We start from the raw sequence: 21473 nt of genomic DNA on the forward strand, positions 1-21473 counted from the left end.
GGTTTGTGTGGATTTAACCGCAAGGTTCGCAAGGGTTTACGCAAAGGGCGCTAGTAATTTCTCGCAAAATCGCGAAGTCGTAAAGAAAATAAACTTTGCGACTTCGCGACTTTGCGAGATTAAATAAGGCAGCTTTGCTAACCTCGCGTAAATCTTTGCGAACCTTGCGGTTAGAATAAAGTTCCCTGAATTAATTCCGGCTGAGGATTACTTCCAAATGGAATCGTATCAATTACAAAAAACTGCTTTTTAATTGGATCCAATTCTCGTAATACAATTTCACAGCACAAAAAATCAATATCAATTGTAGTGAAAAGCTGTGCCGCTATTTTAAGATTTTCGGGAGTTAATCTTCGGGCAATGGACATATGTGGATCGTCGCTTTTTTTAAGGCTTAAAGGTTTTAATATTTCTTGTGTTTTTTTGAGGATCGGTTTTAATTTTGCTTTCGAATCTTCATTGGGAGCAATAAAAAAGGCACCGCTATTTTCGTAAAATCCGAAGTGATCTAAATAAACTTGAAATGGAGTAAACGTGTCGCAGATTTTAAATAGTTTTTGTTTGTATTTATCCATTTCAGTTTCCGAAATTGTAAACTCACAAATCGTAATATGTGCAACAGAATTACAGCTGTTATACCAATCTATTTTATTTTTCAGATAATCTTTTATCGTTTTGACAGCATCGATAGCTTCTTGCGAAGGGTAAATGGCAACTGAATATTTCTTTTCCATTATATAAAAAATGATTTTATAATTTCAGGATTGGTAATGTAATCGTGCTGTTTGTATACCATTTTATTTCTAATGGCTCTTTGGCATCGGCGAGTGTTTCAGAACTAACATCTTTTCCTGAACCATAATTCACTTCCCAATTTGGATTTTTATTAACTCCCATAACAATAACAATAGAACTTCCTTTTTGTAACTCTTTCGAAGTTATAAAAGTTTGATTGATATCGATAGTTTCGATTTTATTTGGCAGTAATAGTTGCCTTTTAGTTCTGTCTTTTGCTAAACTTGCTCTTTGTAAATTATTGCTTAAAGCAAAATATTGACCCTTTGCAGTTTTTTCATAAAGCTGTAATTCAACATCAATATCTTTTTTATTACTGCTTATTTTTAAGGAAGCTTTTAATGAACCACTTATAATTACAGGTTCTGAAATTGGGTCACTTTCAAAAACTAATAAGTGTTTTTCGGGCTTAATAATAGAATCAATAACATTAGGAAATCCATTTATGTAATTGTCGTTGTAAATATTAATCTCAGAACGATCTTTAAAATCCACTATTTGATTAATAGAGGTTGTCTTTTTAGGAGCTGTTTTTTGTAAAGAATATTTGGTGTCTTTGCTGCTTAGATAAAAAGTAAGATCCTGATTGTGCATTTTTTCTAATGATGCAACACTTTTCCATTCGTTTTTGCCCATGATTTCAAAGTTTACTTTATCTTTTAAAATATCCGGACGTTTCGCATCTTTTAGGATATAATCAAACCATTGGAAAATAATAGTATTAATTGGAATATTTGCCGCTTCATCTATTACATATCCTCCTAATTCTTTTTTTGGATGTCCCTGTGAACCTCCATGATCATAAGGCCCAATTATTAAATAATAGTTGTTTGTTTTATTGTATTTTTGATATTGATTATAATAGTACATAGCACCGAGCTGATCGTCGTCATAATAGCCAGTAGTGCTTAAAATGGGAATATTTATGTTGGCAAAAGCTTCTTTTTGAGGCGTCATATTTTGCCAATAAGTATCATATGTTGGATGATCTAACCATCTTTGAAATAACGGTGAAGGATTACCTTCTATTGAATCTAAGCTCCTAAAGCTGTTGCCACTTTTATAATATTGAGAAAAAACTTCATCCCATTTTTTGCTGTTTTGAAAATCACCAAGATCTGTCAATTTATTATTAGCGACATAATGAATCCATCTTAAAGCATAACTCATAAAAATACCATTTTGCATCGGAAAGTCAATTCCTGCACCAACAGATACTAAAGGAACAATTGTTTTTAAGGCAGGATGCACTTTTTTCATGGCACTCCATTGTGCAAATCCCAGATAACTTCCGCCATATAATCCGATTTTGCCATTGCACCACGGTTGTTTGCTAACCCAATCCAGAATGTAATAAGCATCATCGCCGTCGTGTTCGTAAGGTTCGATAGGATCATTGCTTAAATTTTTACCTCTTGTATTGGCAATAAAACCAACGTAACCCATATTAGCTATTTCTTTGCATTGGCTTAGTTCATTTCCAGCATAGATATTATATTTCATTACCACCGGTTGTGGCTGGGATACATTTCTATATCTGACCATAGTACCGGAAATTGTACTTTTGTTTGGTAACGTAATAATGATGTTTTTATCGATTATGTAAGTATCTGCTTCTATTTTATCAATTATTTTATTTGCAATAGAAAGCGTTTTACTGTAAATAAAATATCGTGAATAATGGCGGCATAAAACCGCTGCATCTTCGGTGCTAATACTGTCGCTTGCCTGGGCGGTTTTTAAGCGTGATTCAAAATTGGTTTTCATTTCAGCCAATTTTATTTCATAATAACTTTCAGCCCAGTTTTTCCCATTATTGTCAAAGCTATTGTATAATCTGTAAAATTCAGCCGTAAAAGTCCCTTCAAAATCTGAATTTGATTTAGGTGCTTTTGTAATTGTTCTGGCATACGCTTTATAGATAAATCCCATAGGTCTGTTTGCGATGCTATCACCTAGTACCTCTTGTGAGTAGGTAACAAAATTTCGTTCCATGTCTTTGTAATCTCCCGCAACAAATTGTATTCTGGCATAGCTGTCCAAAAACGTTGCTTTGTTTGCATTTTTATAGATCGGCAGTATTTTTTTTGCCAATAAAGGCATATTTTTACTAATGCTTAGACTGTCACTGAATTTACTTTTATCGAAATATATTTTTTGTGAAGTTCCTATTTGAAAGGAGAAACAAATCAATAGTATTATGATACTCTTTGTCATGCCGGGAAATTTATTTTTGAGGTTTTGGTTTAAATTTGTCTTCTCAAAAATAGTATAAATTTCTTATTAATCAGATAACGGTTTAAATTGTATTTAAAATTTAAACTAAGCGGAGAAAGCTGCATAAAAATAATCTTTTCCTGTTCCCTACTTCTTTTAAAAAGAACCTGCATTAAATTGGGATATATTTGATTTTTTCATACCAATTTCTGGTAAAATCTTTCAAATAAGTTAGATCATCGTCATATCGCAGCTTTTGGAATGTCATTTTTTGTTGCGCATTTGCGCTATAAAAGAATCCCAAAAGCAACAATATTCGGATTATAATCTTCATGATTTAGTTTTTTTGATAACCTCCAAAATAATTTACAGGACTCCATTCCGGAATGGCTTTCGGAATCGGATTTGCGAATGTTCTAAAGTCATTATCCGCATACACCACTTTTCCGTTTACAACAGTCAGTTTTGATTCTATGTTTAAAATTTTCTCTTCAGAAGTATTGAAATAATCATCAGAAAGAATTACGAAATCAGCTAAATTATTTGCTTTCAGCATACCACGGTCTTTTTCTAAATTAATCAATTGTGCGCTTCCGTAAGTGAATAATTTTAAAGCGGCTGTTCTGTCCTGAATATTTTCGTGGAGCATGTATTTTGTACCTCCTAAAGTTTTTCCGGTTGTCAGCCAATATAAACCAACCCAGGGATTGTAACTGGCAACACGGGTTCCATCGGTGCCCATTCCGACTTTGATTCCCATTTCAAGGATCTTTTTAAGCGGAACTGTGTTTGCAGCAGCCGTTTTTCCATATCTTTTTATAAAACTTTCCCCTTGGTACGCCATTCTGTGCTGAATTGCCAAACCTCCGTTTAAAGCTTTGATTCTTTTTAGATTTTCAACTGAAACCGTTTCTCCATGGTCGAAAAACCACAATAATCCGTTTAATGGTGTTTCTTTGTCAATCTCTTCTATGACATTTAAAAAACGGGTAATACTTTCGTTATAAGTGGCATGAATTCGAAACGGCCATCTGTTTTTAATCAACAATGACAAAACCGATTTTAATTGCCCTTCCATCGCCGGACTTAATTCGGGTCTGGGTTTGTCAAAATTTTCAAAATCTCCGGCACTCATGACCAGATTTTCTCCTGCCCCTTGTGCATGGTATTCTACTTTATCTTCGTCATGATCGTCACAGCCTTCGCCAATTTCAACGGTACTAACCCATTTGGTGTAATCGTTTAATTCGCTTCCTGCTTTTTGTGCAAATAAATAATAAGGCATTCTGACAGTCAAATCGCTTTCTTTGCATAAACCATTTGTCACTCCATAATCATCAGGGAAGTTTTGAAATCCGCCTCCGGCATCAATGATTGCTGTTACACCAAGACGATTCATTTCAGACATAAATTGTTTGGTTGAATTTATTTTTTCATCAGGAGTTAATTCCGGAAGTTTTGAAAGGGTAGAGTATAAGATGAATGCATTTGGCTCTGCAATCAATAATCCGGTTGGATTTCCAGAAGCATCTTTTTCAACCAATCCTCCATTTGGATTTGGGGTATTAGCATCAATTTTTAAGGCTTCTATACCTGCTTTATTCAAATAAGCGTGTCCGTATAAATGCAAAACAAAGGTAGGAACGTCGCCAGTTGCCTCATTTATTTCTTCTAAAGTGGGTAGTCTTTTTTCTTCAAACTGATAGGCATTCCAACCACCAACAACGCGAACCCATTGTCCTTTTGGTGTTCTTTGAGACTGCTCTTTTAGCATTGCCAAAGCTCTTTTTAGGGAACGAACGCCGTCCCAGCGTAATTCGGTATTAAAAAATCTTCCTCCTCGGATAATGTGCATGTGAGAATCAAATATTCCCGGAATAATTACTTTTCCTTTAGCATCAATTATCGTTGTGTTTTTGTTTTTTAATTTTAAAATTTCATTGTTTTTTCCTGTTTTCAGGATTTTTCCATCGGCGACAGCCATAGCCTCAACAATTGTGTTTTTATCATCCAAAGTGTGAATAACAGCATGATGAACGATAAGTGTGGCACTTTTGCCTTGAGCAAAAATTGGTAGTGAAAGAATTAAAAGTAAAGCTGATAATAAGGTTTTTGGTTTCATGAGAGTGGTTTTGTTTAGGTTTTGGGTAGATTTAATTAAAAATTGAGAATTAAAAATTAAAAATGTTTAAAGACATAGTTTACTATTTCTCGCAGATTTAGGAGTTTTTTTTAATTTTTAATTCTCAATTTTTAATTTATAAATAATTTAGTGTTTAAGCATTTCGTGTGCATATTGAACACCAACACCGTAAGCACCACCGTATTTTTTAACCAAATCCGTAACGGCAACATAAGTTTCCTGACGAGCCCAGTCACGTTGTAATTCTAATAAATATTGCAATGAAGTGATTGGGTGAGCACCAGCCTGAACCATACGGGTAACAGCCATTTCATGTGCTTCTTTAGAAACGTCTCCGCTTGCATCTGTAATTACGTAAACATCGTAACCTTCGTTAATTGCTGATAATGTTGGCCCAACGATACAAACACTTGTCCATAAACCGCCAAATACGATTTTCTTTTTACCTTTTCCAGTAATAGCTTTGTGAGCAGGAGCATCTTCCCAGGTATTCATTGATGTACGATCGATATAGTTTGAACTTTTTTGTGGATAGAATTCTTCAATTTCACGGAAAACAGGTCCGCTGAATGATTTTTCTGCTACTGTTGTTACGATAGTTGGAACTTTAAATATTTTTGAAGCACCGGCAACTAAAGCGGTATTGTTACGAAGCTGATCAATTGGAATGTTACTTACTGCAAAGGCCATTTGGCTTTCGTAATCAATTAAAACCAAAGTATGATTTGTTGGATCTAATAATGCCGGACTTGGTTTTTGCGCGAAACCAATAAATGTTAAGAATAATAAAACTGCTGTTGAGATTAATTTTTTCATGGTAATGTAATTTTGTGTGTTAATAAAAGGTTTTTAAAAATTTATGTTCATTTTGATTTTCAGTTTATTGCGTTCAAAAGCAGTGCCTTGTTTGTAAGGTGTTGATTTATAGCGAATTTTTGAAAAAAGGCAATAATGATTTTAACGATATATCGTCAATTTTTAGGCGATCTTCGTAAATGTTTTAATAAAAAGGTATTGATGAGAAAAATTTTGGTACCTAAATTTTTCCTTTAAGATGTAATCTGTGTTGTATTTCTGATTTTAATAAACCGCTTCCTCCGCCAAAATGCTCAATTACTTCGACATCGGGTTGCTGTTTTAAACAAAAAGAAGTAAACTCTTTTTCGACATGATCTTCGATTCCGGAACTCAAAAGAACAATATCGATTTTGTTGTTTAGAAAATATTCCTGAGCCGACTTTTCATCACTGAAGCCTACTGCATTCCAGTCTTCGTAAGCATTCACCAAGCGAAGTAAAATCTCCAGTATTGGTTCGTTTTTTCCGAGTATTAAGAATTCAAATATTTTCATAATTTTTACTTTAAAGGTTCTAAGATTCTTAGGTTCTGAGGCACTAAGTTTCATTTCATCTGTCGATAACACTTCTAATTTACTTTACAAATGTATTTCATAAATTCTGAGTTCAACTTAATCTAGAATAAGAAAAATTCTTTCTAAGTTTCTAAATTTTATTTTTATTTCAGCTTGTGACAAAACTTGTAATCTACTTTACAAATTTATTTCTTAATTCATAGTTTAAACTTAAATCTAGAATAAGAAACAAATCTTAGCATCTTAGTCCCTTAGTAGCTTAGCCACTTTATAAAAACAAATGTATTTCATAATTCAAAGTTCCAGCTTAATCTAGGATAAGAAACAAATCTTAGCATCTTATCAACTTAGTATTTCAGTAATTTTTTAAAACCTTTGAAGTATTTTACTTGCAAAGTTTTTAAGAATTTTTTTTTTCATTTTTTAGAAAAAAAGTTTAACTGGAAGAAACACAACATATTGAAAAAACACAAAATGTTAAAAGTAAAAAAAATGCACAAAAATGAGGAAAACCGTAAGTTTTTTTTGAAAGTAGCTTGTAGTTTTGTGCCGTAGAAGATCAAAAAGTTATGCTGCTTTGCCTTTTTTAACAGCATAATGTTCTTCTTAAAACTGTTTTTGGAGAAACATTTTTTAATGAAAATTTGACGAGTTCATTTGATCGTGGATGCATTGTGTAAGTTTGCAAGACATACAAGAAGTCTAATTTTTATGGGGTTTTTAGATTTGGTTACACGTTAACTAAATTTAAAAACCCTTTTTTATTTCACAAATTCTGAAAATCTAAAGCCTAACCGCAAGGAACGCTAAGATTTACGCAATGATCGCAATGTTATTATACTCTTTGAGCCTTGATTTGTGTCTAAACGGTTGAAACCGTTGGCTATGTTTAAAAAGACGAGCCAATATCAATATCCATGGCTCTTAAGCCACTCCTCGCAATCTCTGGTCCAGAATTTACTGGTATCTTTTACACCAAGACCAAAACCATGTCCGCCGCTTTCGTATAAATGTAACTCAGATGTAACTGCATTTTTTTTGAGTGCCAAATAATAATTGATACTGTTTTCCGGTAAAACAGCTGTATCATCAGTAGCATGGACAATAAAAGTAGTTGGCGTTTGGGCTGTTACTTTTTTCTCATTCGAAAAAAAATCAATTAAATCTTTTGATGGATTATTTCCCAATAAACTCGTTTGTGATCCTTTATGGGTTATATCGTTTTCCATAGATACAACAGGGTAAATCAGAAGAGAAAAATCAGGACGAGCGCTTATTTTTGATGAAGTTTCATATACTCTTTCATCATAATGAGTGGATAACGTTGATGCTAAATGTCCGCCTGCTGAAAATCCCATAATACCAATTTTATTCGGATCAATATTCCATTTTGCAGCATTTAGTCGTACAATACGCATGGCTTCCTGCACGTCCTGCAAGGGGCCAACTATTTTGTTTGTCATGATTAAATCGTTTGGCAATCTGTATTTCAAAACAAATGCTACAATTCCTAAACTATTAAGCCATTCTGCAACTTTAGTCCCTTCTTTATCAATTGCCAAATGCGAATAGCCACCACCAGGCAGAATAATTACAGCGGTTTGATTTTGTTTGATTTCTTTTGTAAAAAAGATACTTAATGTGGGTATTGAAACCTGACTTGTACTTTGTACTTTTCCGTCTTTTATGATTTCTTTTTCCTGATAGTCAGAAGCTTTGATTTCTTGTGGAATCGTTTTCCAAAGTGGGACTACCTGATTTTGAGCCTGTAATTGATTTGTGATTCCAAAAAGCAGTATCAGGTTAAATATTGATTTTGCAGTTATTAAATGTGTCAGTTTTTTCACTTTATAAAGTTTAATTTAAGTTGAGTTTTTATGGAAAGACTCAAATTTAGAGTTTTTTATTGATTTTTCAATTTTATGATATATTAGATAATTCTAATATTCGATAGGAATAGTCTTTATAAATCGATTTGCAAATAGTGATTTTAGTACAATTTTGACATACGAAACGGACAAATTTCACATGTCGTTATTTAACATATATATTGTTTAATGTGTAATTTTGAGTTCATTTTTTTATGTGAAATGTTAATTTAACGTATTAAAATAATTTTTTAAACAATTTATTTGTATTATTAAGATTTAAAAGTATATTTGTGCAATCGATTACATTAATTTGTTTTTATTGCATTAATCTGTTGATTTTGAAGATCTGAGTTAGAAATAAATTGATAAACCCGAGGACCAAAAAATATAAATTTAGAATAAAACCGTTACCATGAATCAAACAAATGAAATTTCTATTAGTAAAACTAATAAATCAACAGGAAGATATCGTTGGAGTATATGTGCTTTGTTGTTTTTTGCAACTACTATAAACTACTTAGACAGACAGGTTCTTTCTTTGACATGGAATGATTTTATCGCTCCTGAATTTCATTGGACAAATAACGATTACGGAAATATTACCGCATTATTTTCGATTTTTTACGCTGTATCCTTACTTTTTGCCGGAAGATTCGTGGATTGGTTAGATACCAAAAGAGGTTTTCTATGGGCAATTGGAATATGGTCTATTGGGGCTTGTTTACATGCCTTTTGCGGAATTGCAACATCAGGAATTATTACAGGCGATTGGTTTGTAGGTTTTGAAGGGGCAAAAGAGGCTATCAGAACAGTTAACGATACCGGAATGGTAATTAATGTAAGTGTAAGCTTGTTTATTTTTGCCCGTTTTGTTTTGGCAATAGGTGAGGCAGGGAACTTTCCTGCAGCGATCAAAACTACTGCTGAATATTTTCCTAAAAAAGACAGAGCATTTTCTACCAGTATTTTTAACGCAGGAGCAACTGTAGGTGCATTGGCCGCTCCAATTTCGATTCCGTTTATTGCGAAATCTTTTGGTTGGGAAATGTCATTTATCATCATTGGTGCTTTAGGTTTTGTATGGATGGGATTTTGGGTTTTTATGTATGATAAACCGGAAAGACACCCAAAAGTTAGCGCTGCCGAATTAGAATATATTCAACAAGATGATATTGCTGACAGTAAATTAGTTGGATATGTTCCTGATACCAGAACAAAAGTTTCATTTATAGATTGTTTTAAATACAAACAAACATGGGCTTTTGCTTTCGGAAAATTTATGACTGATGGTGTTTGGTGGTTCTTTTTATTCTGGACACCAGCCTATTTGAGTTCGGTTTACGGAATGGATTCTACAGAAGCAGCTTTACCATTATTTGTGCTTTACATGATTACTTTACTTTCTATCATTGGAGGTTGGTTGCCAACTTATTTTGTAGAAAAGAAAGGAATGAATCCGTATGAAGGAAGAATGAGAGCCATGTTGATTTTTGCATTTTTCCCATTATTGGCACTAATTGCACAACCTTTGGGTTATATTAGTTATTGGTTGCCGGTTATCATTATTGGTATTGCAGGTGCTGCACACCAATCATGGTCAGCAAATATTTTTACAACGGTTGGAGATATGTTTCCTAAAAAAGCAATTGCGACGATTACAGGTATTGGTGGCTTGGCAGGAGGTATTGGTTCGACTTTAATTAATAAAGGATCAGGAATGTTATTCGATTATACAAAAGAAACTAATATGGCTTTTATGGGCTTTAAAGGAATTGAAGCCGGCTATTTTATCATCTTTTCAATTTGTGCCGTTTGTTATTTAACAGGCTGGGTTGTAATGAAAAGCTTAGTTCCAAAGTATAGTCCGATTACAGATCTTTAGAGGTTCTGATCAACCAAACTAACTAACCAAACCACAAAAACTATGAATGAAGCCAATGCAGCAATAGGAAAGTATCGCTGGACAATATGTAGCTTAGTCTTTTTTGCTACGACAGTAAATTATTTAGACAGAAATGTAATTAGTTACCTTCGACCTTTTTTAGCAGAGGCCTTTCATTGGACACCGGAACAGGAAGTAATAGATTATTCAAATATAGAACTGGCTTTCAAAATTGCATACGCACTTGGAATGTTGGTTGCCGGAGGAATTATAGATAAATTAGGAACTAAAATTGGTTACGCCATTGCGACTGGTTTATGGAGTTTGGCAGCAATTGGACATGCACTGGCAACTGGAACAGGCGGATTTTTAATCGCTCGTGTATTTTTAGGAATTACAGAAGCTGGAAATTTTCCTGCAGCTATAAAAGCTACAGCCGAATGGTTTCCACAAAAGGAACGAGCCTTAGCAACGGGTATATTTAATTCGGGAAGTAATATCGGCGCTATCATTGTGCCATTATCTGTGCCTTTTATAGCAGAGAATTATGGCTGGCAATGGGCCTTTATTCTAACCGGAATAGTTGGATTTGCCTGGCTGATATTATGGTTTATTTTTTATGAAATTCCTGAAAAACAAAAGCGTTTATCTCAGGCTGAATTAGACTATATAAATTCAGATAAAGTAATAACAACTGAAGTTGAAGATACAGAAAAAGTTTCGTGGTTTAAATTATTAAGTTTTCGTCAAACTTGGGCTTTTGCCATCGGAAAATTACTTACAGATCCGGTTTGGTGGTTTTATTTGTTCTGGTTGCCTGATTTCTTAATGAAGGAATATAAACTTTCGGCGACAGGAATTATCTGGCCTTGTGCTTTAGTTTACGTTATTGGAAGTATCGGAAGTATTGGAGGTGGATGGCTGCCATTAAAATTAATGAACAAAAATTGGCCGGCATATAAAGCACGAAAAACAAGTATGTTAATTTATGCCTTTGCAGTGTTGCCTGTATTGTTCTCACAATATTTAGGAGCGATAAGTATCTGGTTGGCAATTTTAGTTATTGGTTTGGCTGTTTCTGCGCATCAGGCCTGGAGCGCTAATATCTTTACAACAGTTTCAGATATGTTTCCGAAAAAGACAACTGCCTCAGTAACAGGAATTGGCGGAATGTTCGGAGCACTTGGAGGAATTTTATTAACTTTAGTGGTTCAAAAAAACATGTTTGTTTATTATACTAAATTAGGAAAAATAGAAACAGGCTATTTTATTATGTTTTGTATCTGCGGAGCCTCGTATTTACTGGCTTGGCTAATCATGCATATTTTAGTTCCCCGAATGAAAAAAGTAGAAGTGTAGAATTTACACAAATAAACTGTCATTTGTATTATGATATTTGAAGATAAAAATATAATTTTGTGCAATCGATTACATTAAAATAAAAATTATGACAAAATATAGTTCAAGATACGCGTCAAGCCCTGAAGCAGTAAAACAATATGACACTCAACAGTTGAGAAATGAATTCTTAATTGATGACTTAATGCAGGAGGATGAAATCGTATTAACGTATTCTCACTATGATCGATATATTGCCGGTTCTGTTGTTCCTGTAAAAGATCTTACTCTGGAAACTATTGACCCTCTAAAAGCAGGTTATTTTTTAGAAAGAAGAGAAATGGGAATCATCAATGTTGGAGGAAGTGGTTCTGTTGTTGTTGAAGGAACATCTTATGAACTAGATTTTAAAGATGCTTTATATATCGGAAGCGGAAATAAAGAAGTGATTTTTAAAAGTGCCGACAGTAAAAATCCGGCTAAATTTTACATAAACTCTGCGCCAGCTCATACTAATTATCCAATTGTAAAAGTAAGTTTAGAACAAGCTAATAAATTGCAATTAGGTACAATGGAAACAGCGAATCACCGTACCGTTAATCAAATGATTATTGGTGGTGTGGTTACGACTTGCCAATTGCAAATGGGAATGACGGAGTTGCGACCAGGAAGTGTTTGGAATACAATGCCGGCGCACGTACACGATCGTAGAATGGAAGTTTATTTCTATTTAGACATTCCGGAAAATCAGGCTGTTTGTCATTTTATGGGACAACCGCAAGAAACAAGACATATCTGGATGAACAATCATCAGGCAGTTATTTCTCCGCCATGGTCTATACATTCTGGTTCTGGAACTAGTAATTATACTTTTATCTGGGGAATGGCCGGTGAGAATTTGGATTATGGTGATATGGATGTTTGTAAAATAACAGATTTAAGATAAGAAGCATGACAAACTTATTTGATATAAAAGGAAAAGTTGCTTTGATTACAGGAAGTACACACGGACTGGGAATGGCAATGGCAAAAGGATTAGGTGAGGCAGGAGCAACGATTGTTGTAAATGGTAATTCTTCCCAGCAAAAAATTGATGATGCTGTAAAAGATCTTCAGAACCAGGGAATAAATGCTGTTGGTTATAGATTTAATGTAACCGATGAGCAGGAAGTTATGGCTGCCGTAGCAAAAATACAAAGTGAAGTTGGACCAATTGATATTTTGATTAATAACGCGGGAATCATCAAAAGAATTCCGTTGATCGATATGGAAGTTGCCGATTTTAAAGAAGTTATTGATATTGATTTAGTTTCTCCTTTTATTGTTTCAAAGCATGTTGCTAAAGGAATGATTGAAAGAAAACAAGGAAAAATAATCAACATTTGTTCGATGATGAGCGAATTAGGTCGTAGTACGGTTGGTGCTTATGCTGCTGCAAAAGGCGGTTTGAAAATGCTGACTAAAAACATGGCGACGGAGTGGGCAAAACACAATGTTCAAATCAACGGAATTGGACCTGGTTATTTTGCTACTGAACAAACAAAACCAATCAGAGTAGACGGACATCCTTTTAACGATTTCATCATCAGCAGAACTCCAGCAGCAAAATGGGGAGATGCAGGTGATTTAGCCGGAGCTGCGATATTTTTATCATCAAAAGCAAGTGATTTTGTTAACGGGCATATTTTATATGTTGATGGCGGAATTTTAGCAACTATTGGTAAACCATCAAACGAATAATTTCCAAATTATATTTAAAAAGACATGAGTTCAAATAAGACATTCATAAACGACAATTTTTTACTTGAAAATAAATACGCTGAAGAGTTATATCATAATTACTCAAAAAATCAGCCTATTATAGATTATCACAATCACCTAAACCCACAGTTTATTGCCGAAGATAAAATTTTTGATAATATCACACAGGTTTGGATTAATGGTGATCACTACAAATGGCGTGCAATGCGTACATTAGGAATCAAGGAAGAATTTGTAACCGGAAATGGTTCAGATAAAGATAAGTTCTTAAATTGGGGAAAAACGGTTCCGTATACAATGCGTAATCCTTTGTACCACTGGACACATTTAGAATTGGCCCGTTATTTTGATATCTATGATTTATTGAATGAGAAATCAGCTGAGAAAATATATATCGAAACTTCTGAAAAAATAAAATCAGAAGCTTACAGCACACAAAACTTACTTAAAAAGGTAAACGCTGAATTAGTTTGTACTACTGAAGATCCAATTGATAATTTAGAGTTTCATCAGAAACTGACTAAAAATCCAATTGGAACAAAAATGAGTACTGCTTTCAGGCCTGATAAAGCTATCCTTATTTCAAATGATGGCTATAACGCATATCTGGACACATTGGGGGATGTGTCCGGAATTGCGATTAATACTTATGCTGATTTACGCGATGCTTTGAGAAAGAGAATCGAATTCTTTAATCAAAATGGATGTAAATTAAGTGATCACGGTTTAGATCAAATTTATTTTGAAAACTTTACAGAAGCCGAAGTGGCTTCAATTTTCAAAAAGAAAAGAGAAAATCAAACTATAACGCCTGAAGAAGCATTGAAATTCCAAAGTGCCATCTTGTTGTTCTTATCAGAAACGTATCATGAATTAGGTTGGGTTCAGCAATTTCACTTAGGGGCCTTAAGAAACAATAATGCTCGTATGCACAGAATATTAGGTCCTGATACAGGTTGGGATTCTATCGGTGATTATCCACAGGCACAAAAACTATCTTCTTTTTTAAATGCATTAGACAGCAAAGATAAGTTGACAAAAACAATCATTTATAACCTGAATCCTGCTGATAACGAAGTTATGGCTACGATGATTGGAAACTTCAATGACGGAAGCGTTAGAGGAAAAGTACAATTTGGTTCAGGATGGTGGTTTTTAGATCAGAAAGACGGAATGACAAAACAATTAAACGCCCTTTCAAACATGGGATTAATTAGCTGTTTTGTTGGAATGTTGACAGATTCAAGAAGCTTTTTGTCTTTCCCGAGACATGAATATTTCAGACGTATTCTTTGTAATCTTTTAGGAGATGAAATTCAAAGAGGAGAACTTCCTGCTGATATGGAATGGATTGGAAAATTAGTTTCTGATATTTCATATAACAATGCAAAAGAGTATTTCAAATTTTAATTGAGAGGGAAGAATAAAGAGTAAAGAGTATAGAATAAAGAGGAAAGATTTTTAATGATAAAAGAGAAATCTTTAACTGGTAAAAAAGTAAAAAATGAGTAAAATAGTTGCATTCGGTGAAATTATGTTACGTCTTTCTACAGAACGACACCTGCGTTTTTCACAATCTACGGCATTTGGCGCTTCTTACGGAGGTGGTGAGTTTAATGTTTGTGTGTCTTTGGCAAATTATGGCTTAAATGCAGAGTTTATAACAAGATTGCCTGAGAACGAAATAGGTGGATCTGCGTTGAAAGAAATGCGAAAAATGAACGTAGAATCTAAAAATATAATTTTTGGAGGAGAGCGTTTAGGAATCTATTTTCTTGAAACCGGTGCCGGAACAAGAGGAAGTAATGTAGTATATGACCGCGCGCATAGCTCGATGGCAACTATTGAAAAAGGACTTATTGACTGGGAAAAAGTTTTGGAAGGTGCTGATTGGTTTCACTGGAGTGGTATCACACCAGCGATTTCTGAAAGTGCTGCTGAAGCCTGTTTAGAAGCTATTAAAGTGGCACACAAAATGGGCATTACTATTTCTTGTGATTTGAATTACAGATCAAAATTATGGCAGTATGGTAAAACTCCAAGTGAGGTTATGCCGGAAATGCTGCAATATAGCAACGTTATTTTAGGAGACATCGACACAGCCTATTTCATGTTGGGAATTCCGAAAGTGAATCCAAATTATCAGGATGAAAAATCGCTTCCTGTTTTATACACGAAGTTGTTTGATTTGATTCCGAATTTAAAAACTGTAGCAACAACTTTACGTTATTCTGTAAGTGCTTCACACCAAAGAATCGGTGGTGTTTTGTTTGACGGAAAAGCAATTTATCACGCTGCTGTAAAAGAAGTAACCCCTGTTGTAGACAGAGTAGGAAGTGGAGATGCCTTTATGGGAGGATTGATTTACGGATTGTCACAATATAAAAATGATAATCAAAAAGCGTTAGATTTTGCAGTGGCAGCTTGTTGTTTAAAACATACAATTGCAGGAGATTATAATTTAGTGACCTTAAAAGAAGTTGAAAATATGCTTGGTGGTGATTCAGCGGGATTAGTATCAAGATAAAATATAAAAAATGGCAAAATATTCAAGAATTGAAGTAGCACAGCAAATGAAAGATAACGGGATGGTACCCTTGTTTTTTCATTCAGATATAGAAATAAGCAAGAAAGTTTTAAAAGCCTGTTATGATGGTGGTTCTCGACTAATGGAGTTTACCAGCAGAGGAGATTTTGCTCATGAAGTTTTTGGAGCTTTAAACAAATATGCTTTGGCAGAATTGCCGGGGATGATGTTAGGAGTTGGTTCGATTACTGATGCCGCTTCAGCTTCTTTATATATGAGTTTGGGTGCTAATTTTATTGTAACACCGGTTTTTAGAGAAGATATTGCAATTGCCTGTAACCGTCGTAAAGTATTGTGGTCGCCAGGTTGCGGAACGCTTTCTGAAATTGCAAGAGCAGAAGAATTAGGTTGCGAAATTGTGAAATTATTCCCTGCTGATATTTACGGACCTGAGTTTATAAAAGCCATAAAAGGGCCATGTCCATGGACGAATATTATGCCTACCGGAGGTGTTTACCCAACAGTAGAAAGTTTGTCTTCATGGCTGAACGCAGGAGCAACTTGTGTGGGTCTTGGATCTCAATTAATTTCGAAAGACATATTAGATAAAAATGACTTTGACGGCTTGAAAAATAAAGTAAGTCAGGTTTTGGATATCATCAAAAATATTAGAAAATAAATAAGGAGTAATCATACCGATTCCTTATTTAGATTGCAGTTTTTTTTAGATTTTAACGTTTTGTAATTGAGCATTACGCTTGCTAAATATAATTTGTCACTCCTCACAGCAAATTGTATTTTACTCTTACAAGTGTAATGTTTCTTTTACAATTAAAAAGGACTTCTTATAAAGCAATAAGGTATTTATCGTGGTTATTTATAACACTTTAATGAATTAAAATGAAACAGTTAAATAGAAAAAATACAGGATTAGAAAAATTACAGCCAATTAAAGTAGTTCAGTTTGGAGAAGGGAATTTCTTAAGAGCTTTTGTTGATTACGCTTTTCACAAACTAAATAAAGAAGTTGATTTTAATGCCGGTATTGCAATAGTTCAACCTTTGAAAGACGGTATGGTACACCTGATTAATGATCAGGATGGTCTTTATACCTTGTTTATGAACGGAATTAAAAAAGGCGAAAAAATACAAGATATTGAGTTGATTACTAACATTGTAAAAGCTATAAATCCATATACTGAATTTGCCGATTATTTAGCTTTAGCGAAAGAAGAAGAACTTCAATTTATTGTTTCAAATACCACTGAAGCTGGAATTGAATTCATTGAAAGTGATACGCCGGATATGCAACCGCCAGTTTCATTTCCTGCAAAGTTGACTGTTTTATTATATGAAAGATTCAAACATTTTAATGGAGATGCTTCTAAAGGATTAACTATCATTCCTTGTGAATTGATTGATTATAACTCAGAGACGCTAAAAAAATATATTTTGCAATATTGCGATACATGGAAGCTAGAGGATGCCTTTAAAATTTGGGTATCAGATGCTTGTACGTATCACAGTACTTTGGTTGACAGAATTGTTCCTGGATATCCAAGAGCTGAAATTGAAGAATACAATAATAAATTAGATTACCAGGACAATTTAATTGTTGCTGCTGAACCTTTCTTCCTTTGGGCTATTGAAGGTGGCGATGCTTTAAAAGCAAAATTGCCTTTTCATAAAACGGATTTGAATGTAAAAATCGTTGATGATATACGTCCTTTTAAAATGATTAAAGTTCGTATTCTAAACGGTGCACACACGGCAATGGTTCCTTTTTCACTTTTGTACGGTAACAAATTAGTAATGGAAACTGTTAACGGAGATTTTACCGGAAAATTCGTAAACAGTGTTATTAGTGAAATTAGTGAAACTCTTGATATGGACAAAAATGAAATTACGGCCTATTCTGAAGAGGTAATGGACCGATTTAAAAATCCATTTATCAAACATGCACTTGCTGATATTGCATTAAATTCTATATCAAAATTCAAAGTAAGAGTTTTACCTAGTTTATTAGGATATTATAATGCTAACAAAAAATTGCCTGTTAATTTGACTTTTTCATTAGCGAGTTTAATTCAGTTCTACAAAGGAACATGGAATAACGAAGCATTACCTGTAAAAGATTCTCCAGAGATAGTTGAAGCATTTAAAAACGCCTGGCAATTAGGATCTGCAGATTTAGTTGTAGCTAAGGTATTAGCTAATGCTGAATTCTGGGGTGAAGATTTAACCAAAGTGCAAGGCTTATCAGAAGCTTTAGTATTGGCCTTAAATGAAATTGAAGAAAACGGAATAGAAAAAGGATTTGCTAATTTCAGCAAACAATATTAATTAGATTACACTTTTTAAAAATTACGATCATGCAAAAAAAATTAATAAAAGTAAACCCTTCAGATAACGTTGCTGTTGCATTGGTTAATCTGGTTGCCGGCGAAGTAATCAACTTTGAAGGACAAGATATCACTGTCGAATCTGATGTGAAAATGAAACATAAAATTGCGATGGTTCCCTTCAATGTAGGAGATCGTATTATTATGTATGGTGTTTTGGTGGGTAAAGCAAGTGCCAGAATCGAAAAAGGAGGATTGCTTTCTACTGCAAACGTAAAACACGAAAGTGATAAAGTAACGGGTAAAACTGAAACTATCGGCTGGAACTCTCCAAATATTGATAAATGGAAAGACAGAACGTGGCAGGGCTATCATAGAGAAGACGGGCAAGTAGGAACTGAAAATGTTTGGTTGTTTTTTCCATTGGTTTTTTGTGAAAACAGAAATATCGAAATCTTAAAAGATATCTTTGAGAAAGAATTATTAAAACCAAAGGAAAACGATTACCAATTGTTATTGCGTTCTTTGGTAAAAACAGAAACGGGTGGTACTGGAAACGAAGCAGCTTCTAACGATGCTAATTTATTCAATAATATTGAAGTAAAATTTATTACACACCAGGGTGGATGTGGCGGAATTCGTCAGGATTCGCATAGTTTGGCTAAGTTGTTAGCTGGTTATGTAAACAATCCAAACGTTGCAGGAGCTACCGTTTTGAGTTTAGGATGTCAGAATCTTCAAATTCAGATCTTCAAAGATGCATTGGATGCTATTAATCCAAACAGTAAAAAGCCTGTTTTAATCTACGACCAACAACAAATCGGAACAATTGAGACCATGTTGAGCAGTGTTGTAAAAGATACTTTTGAAGCGATTAAAAAGGCAAACGAAATAAAAAGAGAACCAGCTCCTTTATCTAAATTAAGAATTGGTTTAGAGTGTGGTGGTTCTGACGGGTTCTCCGGAATTTCAGCTAATCCAACATTAGGAGTTTTATCTGATCATTTAGTTGCTTTAGGAGGAACTACAATTCTTTCTGAATTTCCTGAATTATGTGGAGTAGAACAGGAATTGGTAAACCGTTGTGTAGATGATAAGGATGGAAAACGTTTCTTAGACTTAATGCAATGGTACGAAAAAACAGTTGTTGATGCAGGTTCAGGATTTGATATGAATCCATCTCCGGGTAACATTAAAGACGGTTTGATTACTGATGCAATGAAATCGGCTGGTGCTGCTAAAAAAGGAGGAACTTCACCAATTGTAGGTGTTTACGATTATGGAGAATATATTAATGAAGCAGGCTTTACATTGTTATGTACGCCAGGAAATGACGTTGAATGTACAACTGCGATGGTAGGTTCGGGTGCCAATATGGTATTGTTTACAACAGGTTTAGGAACTCCAACAGGAAATCCAATTGCGCCGGTAGTAAAGATTTCATCTAACACAGAATTAGCTAAAAAGATGTCAGATATTATCGATATTGACACTGGTGGAATTATCACCGGAGAAAAATCAATCGACGAAATGGCTGATGAAATGCTTGAATTTATTATTGATGTTGCAAGTGGAACTATCAAAACGAAAGCTGCAATTTTAAATCAAAACGATTTTATTCCTTGGAAAAGAGGAGTTTCTTTATAAAATGTTTCACCATATAAGTAATATAAGTTTCATTTAATTTATATACTATAGTTTAATGAAAATGGCAGCTCATTTAAGGGCTGCTTTTTCTTTTTACCATATAAGTTCATATTATATACTTTACTTAGTAAAAAAGGCAGCTCATTTAAGAGCTACCTTTTAGTTTAGTCAAAAAAAAGTATATGACCTATATGGTGAAATTTATAAGCTGCGATATGGAAATATAGATAAAGTAAAATGAACTTATTTACTTATATGGTGGAAAATAAAAGAAATTAAGATGTTGTTCTGGACGATGACTTGCGAATGTGTAATTCTGGTGCAAGAACCACCTTTTTTTCGATTTTAATAGTGTCTGTTTTGTCTACCTGTTCAAGGAAAACGCGTGCCGACATTTTTCCCATTTCAAGCGGAGACTGATCTACAGAAGTAATTGATAATTCCATGAATTTGGTAAAAGGCTCATTACTAAAGCCAGCCACGCAAAATTCTTTTGGAATACTGATGTTTCTTTCTTTTAATTCCTGAATAGCTCCTAACGCAGCAAAATCACTCGAAGAAAATATAGCATCAGGTGGGGTTTCAAGCTGTAATAAAATATCAACGGCATCTTTTCCGGCTTCAACACTACTTCTAACCGGGACAACATATTCTTCTTTAAATGTCATTCCGCTATCTAATAAAGCTTGCTTATAGCCTAAAAATCTGTTTTTGAAAATTTCAAGAGATTGATCTCCTGATAAATGGGCAATAGATTTGCAACCCTCACTTATTAAGTGTTTTGTGGCAATATAACCGCCTTTAAAGTCATTGATTGTTACAGAACTTACGCCATCAATATGTTTACTACGGTCAAAAAAGATAAGCGGAACATTTTTTTCTAAAACATTCCGAAAAGCAGCATCATTCTCAGTGCTTACAGCGGTAACAGACATAAGTATGCCGTCTACCTGAGCATCTATTAAAGTATATAAATTTTCGCTTTCTCGTTTAAGATCTTCGTGAGTCTGGCATATAATTACCTGATAACCATGAGGCTGTAGCTCTTCTTCAATACCGCGGATTACCGAAGCGAAAAAATTACTGTCAATACGAGGAACAATAACACCTATATTATTACTTCGACCACTTTTTAATGCTAAAGCAAGTTTGTTTTGCTTGTAGTTCATTGAAGCAGCGGTTTTAATTACCAGGTCACGCGTGCTCTCTTTTATCTTGGGATTGTTGTTCAATGCCCTGGAAACAGTAGCTGCGGTGATATTTAATTTCTTGGCAATATCATAGATGGTTATTTTTTCGCTCATTCAAAAATAGTTTTTGATTAATTTATAGACAAAAATACATTTTTTTTATATAATCCAATATATAATGTTATCGATTACCATAATTTATATTTATATCGTTTTAGATTCTACAATGATAATAAATTATATCTTTTTTTGCACAAAGTGTAAATAAAATTACTAATAAAAATTAAATATATAAATTTTTTCTAAATTAATTTGGTGCATCCGATGTATTTTTCTATTTTCGTGTAATCGATTACATATTTATTGATTTTTATTTCAAAAAATACTA

Annotated in this window: 17 protein-coding genes; 9 read left to right on the top strand and 8 right to left on the bottom strand. The window is 33.9% G+C overall.

The window, feature by feature from the left end; all coding sequences use genetic code 11:
• Positions 1-170 precede the first annotated feature (170 nt).
• The 7 genes from IHE43_RS11830 to IHE43_RS11860 all read right to left on the bottom strand — a co-directional run bounded on the left by IHE43_RS11830 (position 171) and on the right by IHE43_RS11860 (position 8374).
• Positions 171-734, bottom strand: coding sequence for a 2'-5' RNA ligase family protein (locus tag IHE43_RS11830; protein WP_192188110.1), 564 nt, complete (start codon positions 732-734; stop codon positions 171-173).
• Between the two features lie 16 nt (positions 735-750).
• Positions 751-3012: a CocE/NonD family hydrolase gene (locus tag IHE43_RS11835; protein WP_192188111.1), complete on the bottom strand. Its 2262-nt coding sequence runs from the start codon at positions 3010-3012 to the stop codon at positions 751-753.
• A gap of 172 nt (positions 3013-3184) precedes the next feature.
• Positions 3185-3346 (bottom strand): hypothetical protein, encoded by a 162-nt coding sequence (locus IHE43_RS11840; protein ID WP_192188112.1) that lies wholly within the window; start codon positions 3344-3346, stop codon positions 3185-3187.
• 3 nt (positions 3347-3349) lie between these two features.
• Positions 3350-5134, bottom strand: a complete 1785-nt coding sequence (locus IHE43_RS11845) for an amidohydrolase (protein WP_192188113.1) — start codon at positions 5132-5134, stop codon at positions 3350-3352.
• A gap of 147 nt (positions 5135-5281) precedes the next feature.
• On the bottom strand, positions 5282-5971 hold the full coding sequence (locus tag IHE43_RS11850; RefSeq protein ID WP_192188114.1) for a hydrolase: 690 nt from the start codon (positions 5969-5971) through the stop codon (positions 5282-5284).
• A 220-nt stretch (positions 5972-6191) separates the two neighbouring features.
• Complete coding sequence (locus IHE43_RS11855; protein WP_192188115.1) at positions 6192-6506, bottom strand: hypothetical protein; 315 nt, start codon at positions 6504-6506, stop codon at positions 6192-6194.
• A gap of 929 nt (positions 6507-7435) precedes the next feature.
• Positions 7436-8374 (bottom strand): alpha/beta hydrolase, encoded by a 939-nt coding sequence (locus tag IHE43_RS11860; protein ID WP_225585482.1) that lies wholly within the window; start codon positions 8372-8374, stop codon positions 7436-7438.
• 436 nt (positions 8375-8810) lie between these two features.
• Here IHE43_RS11860 and IHE43_RS11865 point away from each other — a divergent pair, with 436 nt between their 5' ends.
• The 9 genes from IHE43_RS11865 to IHE43_RS11905 all read left to right on the top strand — a co-directional run bounded on the left by IHE43_RS11865 (position 8811) and on the right by IHE43_RS11905 (position 19895).
• Positions 8811-10280, top strand: a complete 1470-nt coding sequence (locus tag IHE43_RS11865; protein ID WP_192188116.1) for an MFS transporter — start codon at positions 8811-8813, stop codon at positions 10278-10280.
• 42 nt (positions 10281-10322) lie between these two features.
• Positions 10323-11639: an MFS transporter gene (locus IHE43_RS11870; RefSeq protein ID WP_192188117.1), complete on the top strand. Its 1317-nt coding sequence runs from the start codon at positions 10323-10325 to the stop codon at positions 11637-11639.
• An 88-nt stretch (positions 11640-11727) separates the two neighbouring features.
• Positions 11728-12564 carry a 5-dehydro-4-deoxy-D-glucuronate isomerase gene (gene kduI, locus IHE43_RS11875; protein WP_192188118.1) on the top strand — a complete coding sequence of 279 codons (837 nt, stop codon included), beginning with the start codon at positions 11728-11730 and terminating at the stop codon, positions 12562-12564.
• 5 nt (positions 12565-12569) lie between these two features.
• Positions 12570-13358 (top strand): gluconate 5-dehydrogenase, encoded by a 789-nt coding sequence (locus tag IHE43_RS11880; protein WP_192188119.1) that lies wholly within the window; start codon positions 12570-12572, stop codon positions 13356-13358.
• Between the two features lie 24 nt (positions 13359-13382).
• Complete coding sequence (uxaC, locus tag IHE43_RS11885; RefSeq protein WP_192188120.1) at positions 13383-14789, top strand: glucuronate isomerase; 1407 nt, start codon at positions 13383-13385, stop codon at positions 14787-14789.
• 94 nt (positions 14790-14883) lie between these two features.
• Positions 14884-15906 carry a sugar kinase gene (locus IHE43_RS11890; RefSeq protein WP_192188121.1) on the top strand — a complete coding sequence of 341 codons (1023 nt, stop codon included), beginning with the start codon at positions 14884-14886 and terminating at the stop codon, positions 15904-15906.
• Between the two features lie 10 nt (positions 15907-15916).
• Positions 15917-16585: a bifunctional 4-hydroxy-2-oxoglutarate aldolase/2-dehydro-3-deoxy-phosphogluconate aldolase gene (locus tag IHE43_RS11895; protein WP_074661805.1), complete on the top strand. Its 669-nt coding sequence runs from the start codon at positions 15917-15919 to the stop codon at positions 16583-16585.
• A gap of 221 nt (positions 16586-16806) precedes the next feature.
• Positions 16807-18249 carry a tagaturonate reductase gene (locus IHE43_RS11900; RefSeq protein WP_192188122.1) on the top strand — a complete coding sequence of 481 codons (1443 nt, stop codon included), beginning with the start codon at positions 16807-16809 and terminating at the stop codon, positions 18247-18249.
• A gap of 29 nt (positions 18250-18278) precedes the next feature.
• On the top strand, positions 18279-19895 hold the full coding sequence (locus IHE43_RS11905) for a UxaA family hydrolase (RefSeq protein WP_192188123.1): 1617 nt from the start codon (positions 18279-18281) through the stop codon (positions 19893-19895).
• Between the two features lie 275 nt (positions 19896-20170).
• On the opposite strand, the gene IHE43_RS11910 is transcribed toward IHE43_RS11905, so the two are convergent.
• Positions 20171-21199, bottom strand: a complete 1029-nt coding sequence (locus IHE43_RS11910) for a LacI family DNA-binding transcriptional regulator (protein ID WP_192188124.1) — start codon at positions 21197-21199, stop codon at positions 20171-20173.
• Between the last annotated feature and the right edge of the window lie 274 nt (positions 21200-21473).

Origin of the sequence: Flavobacterium sp. MDT1-60 (assembly GCF_014844035.1) — a bacterium.
GTDB lineage: Bacteria > Bacteroidota > Bacteroidia > Flavobacteriales > Flavobacteriaceae > Flavobacterium.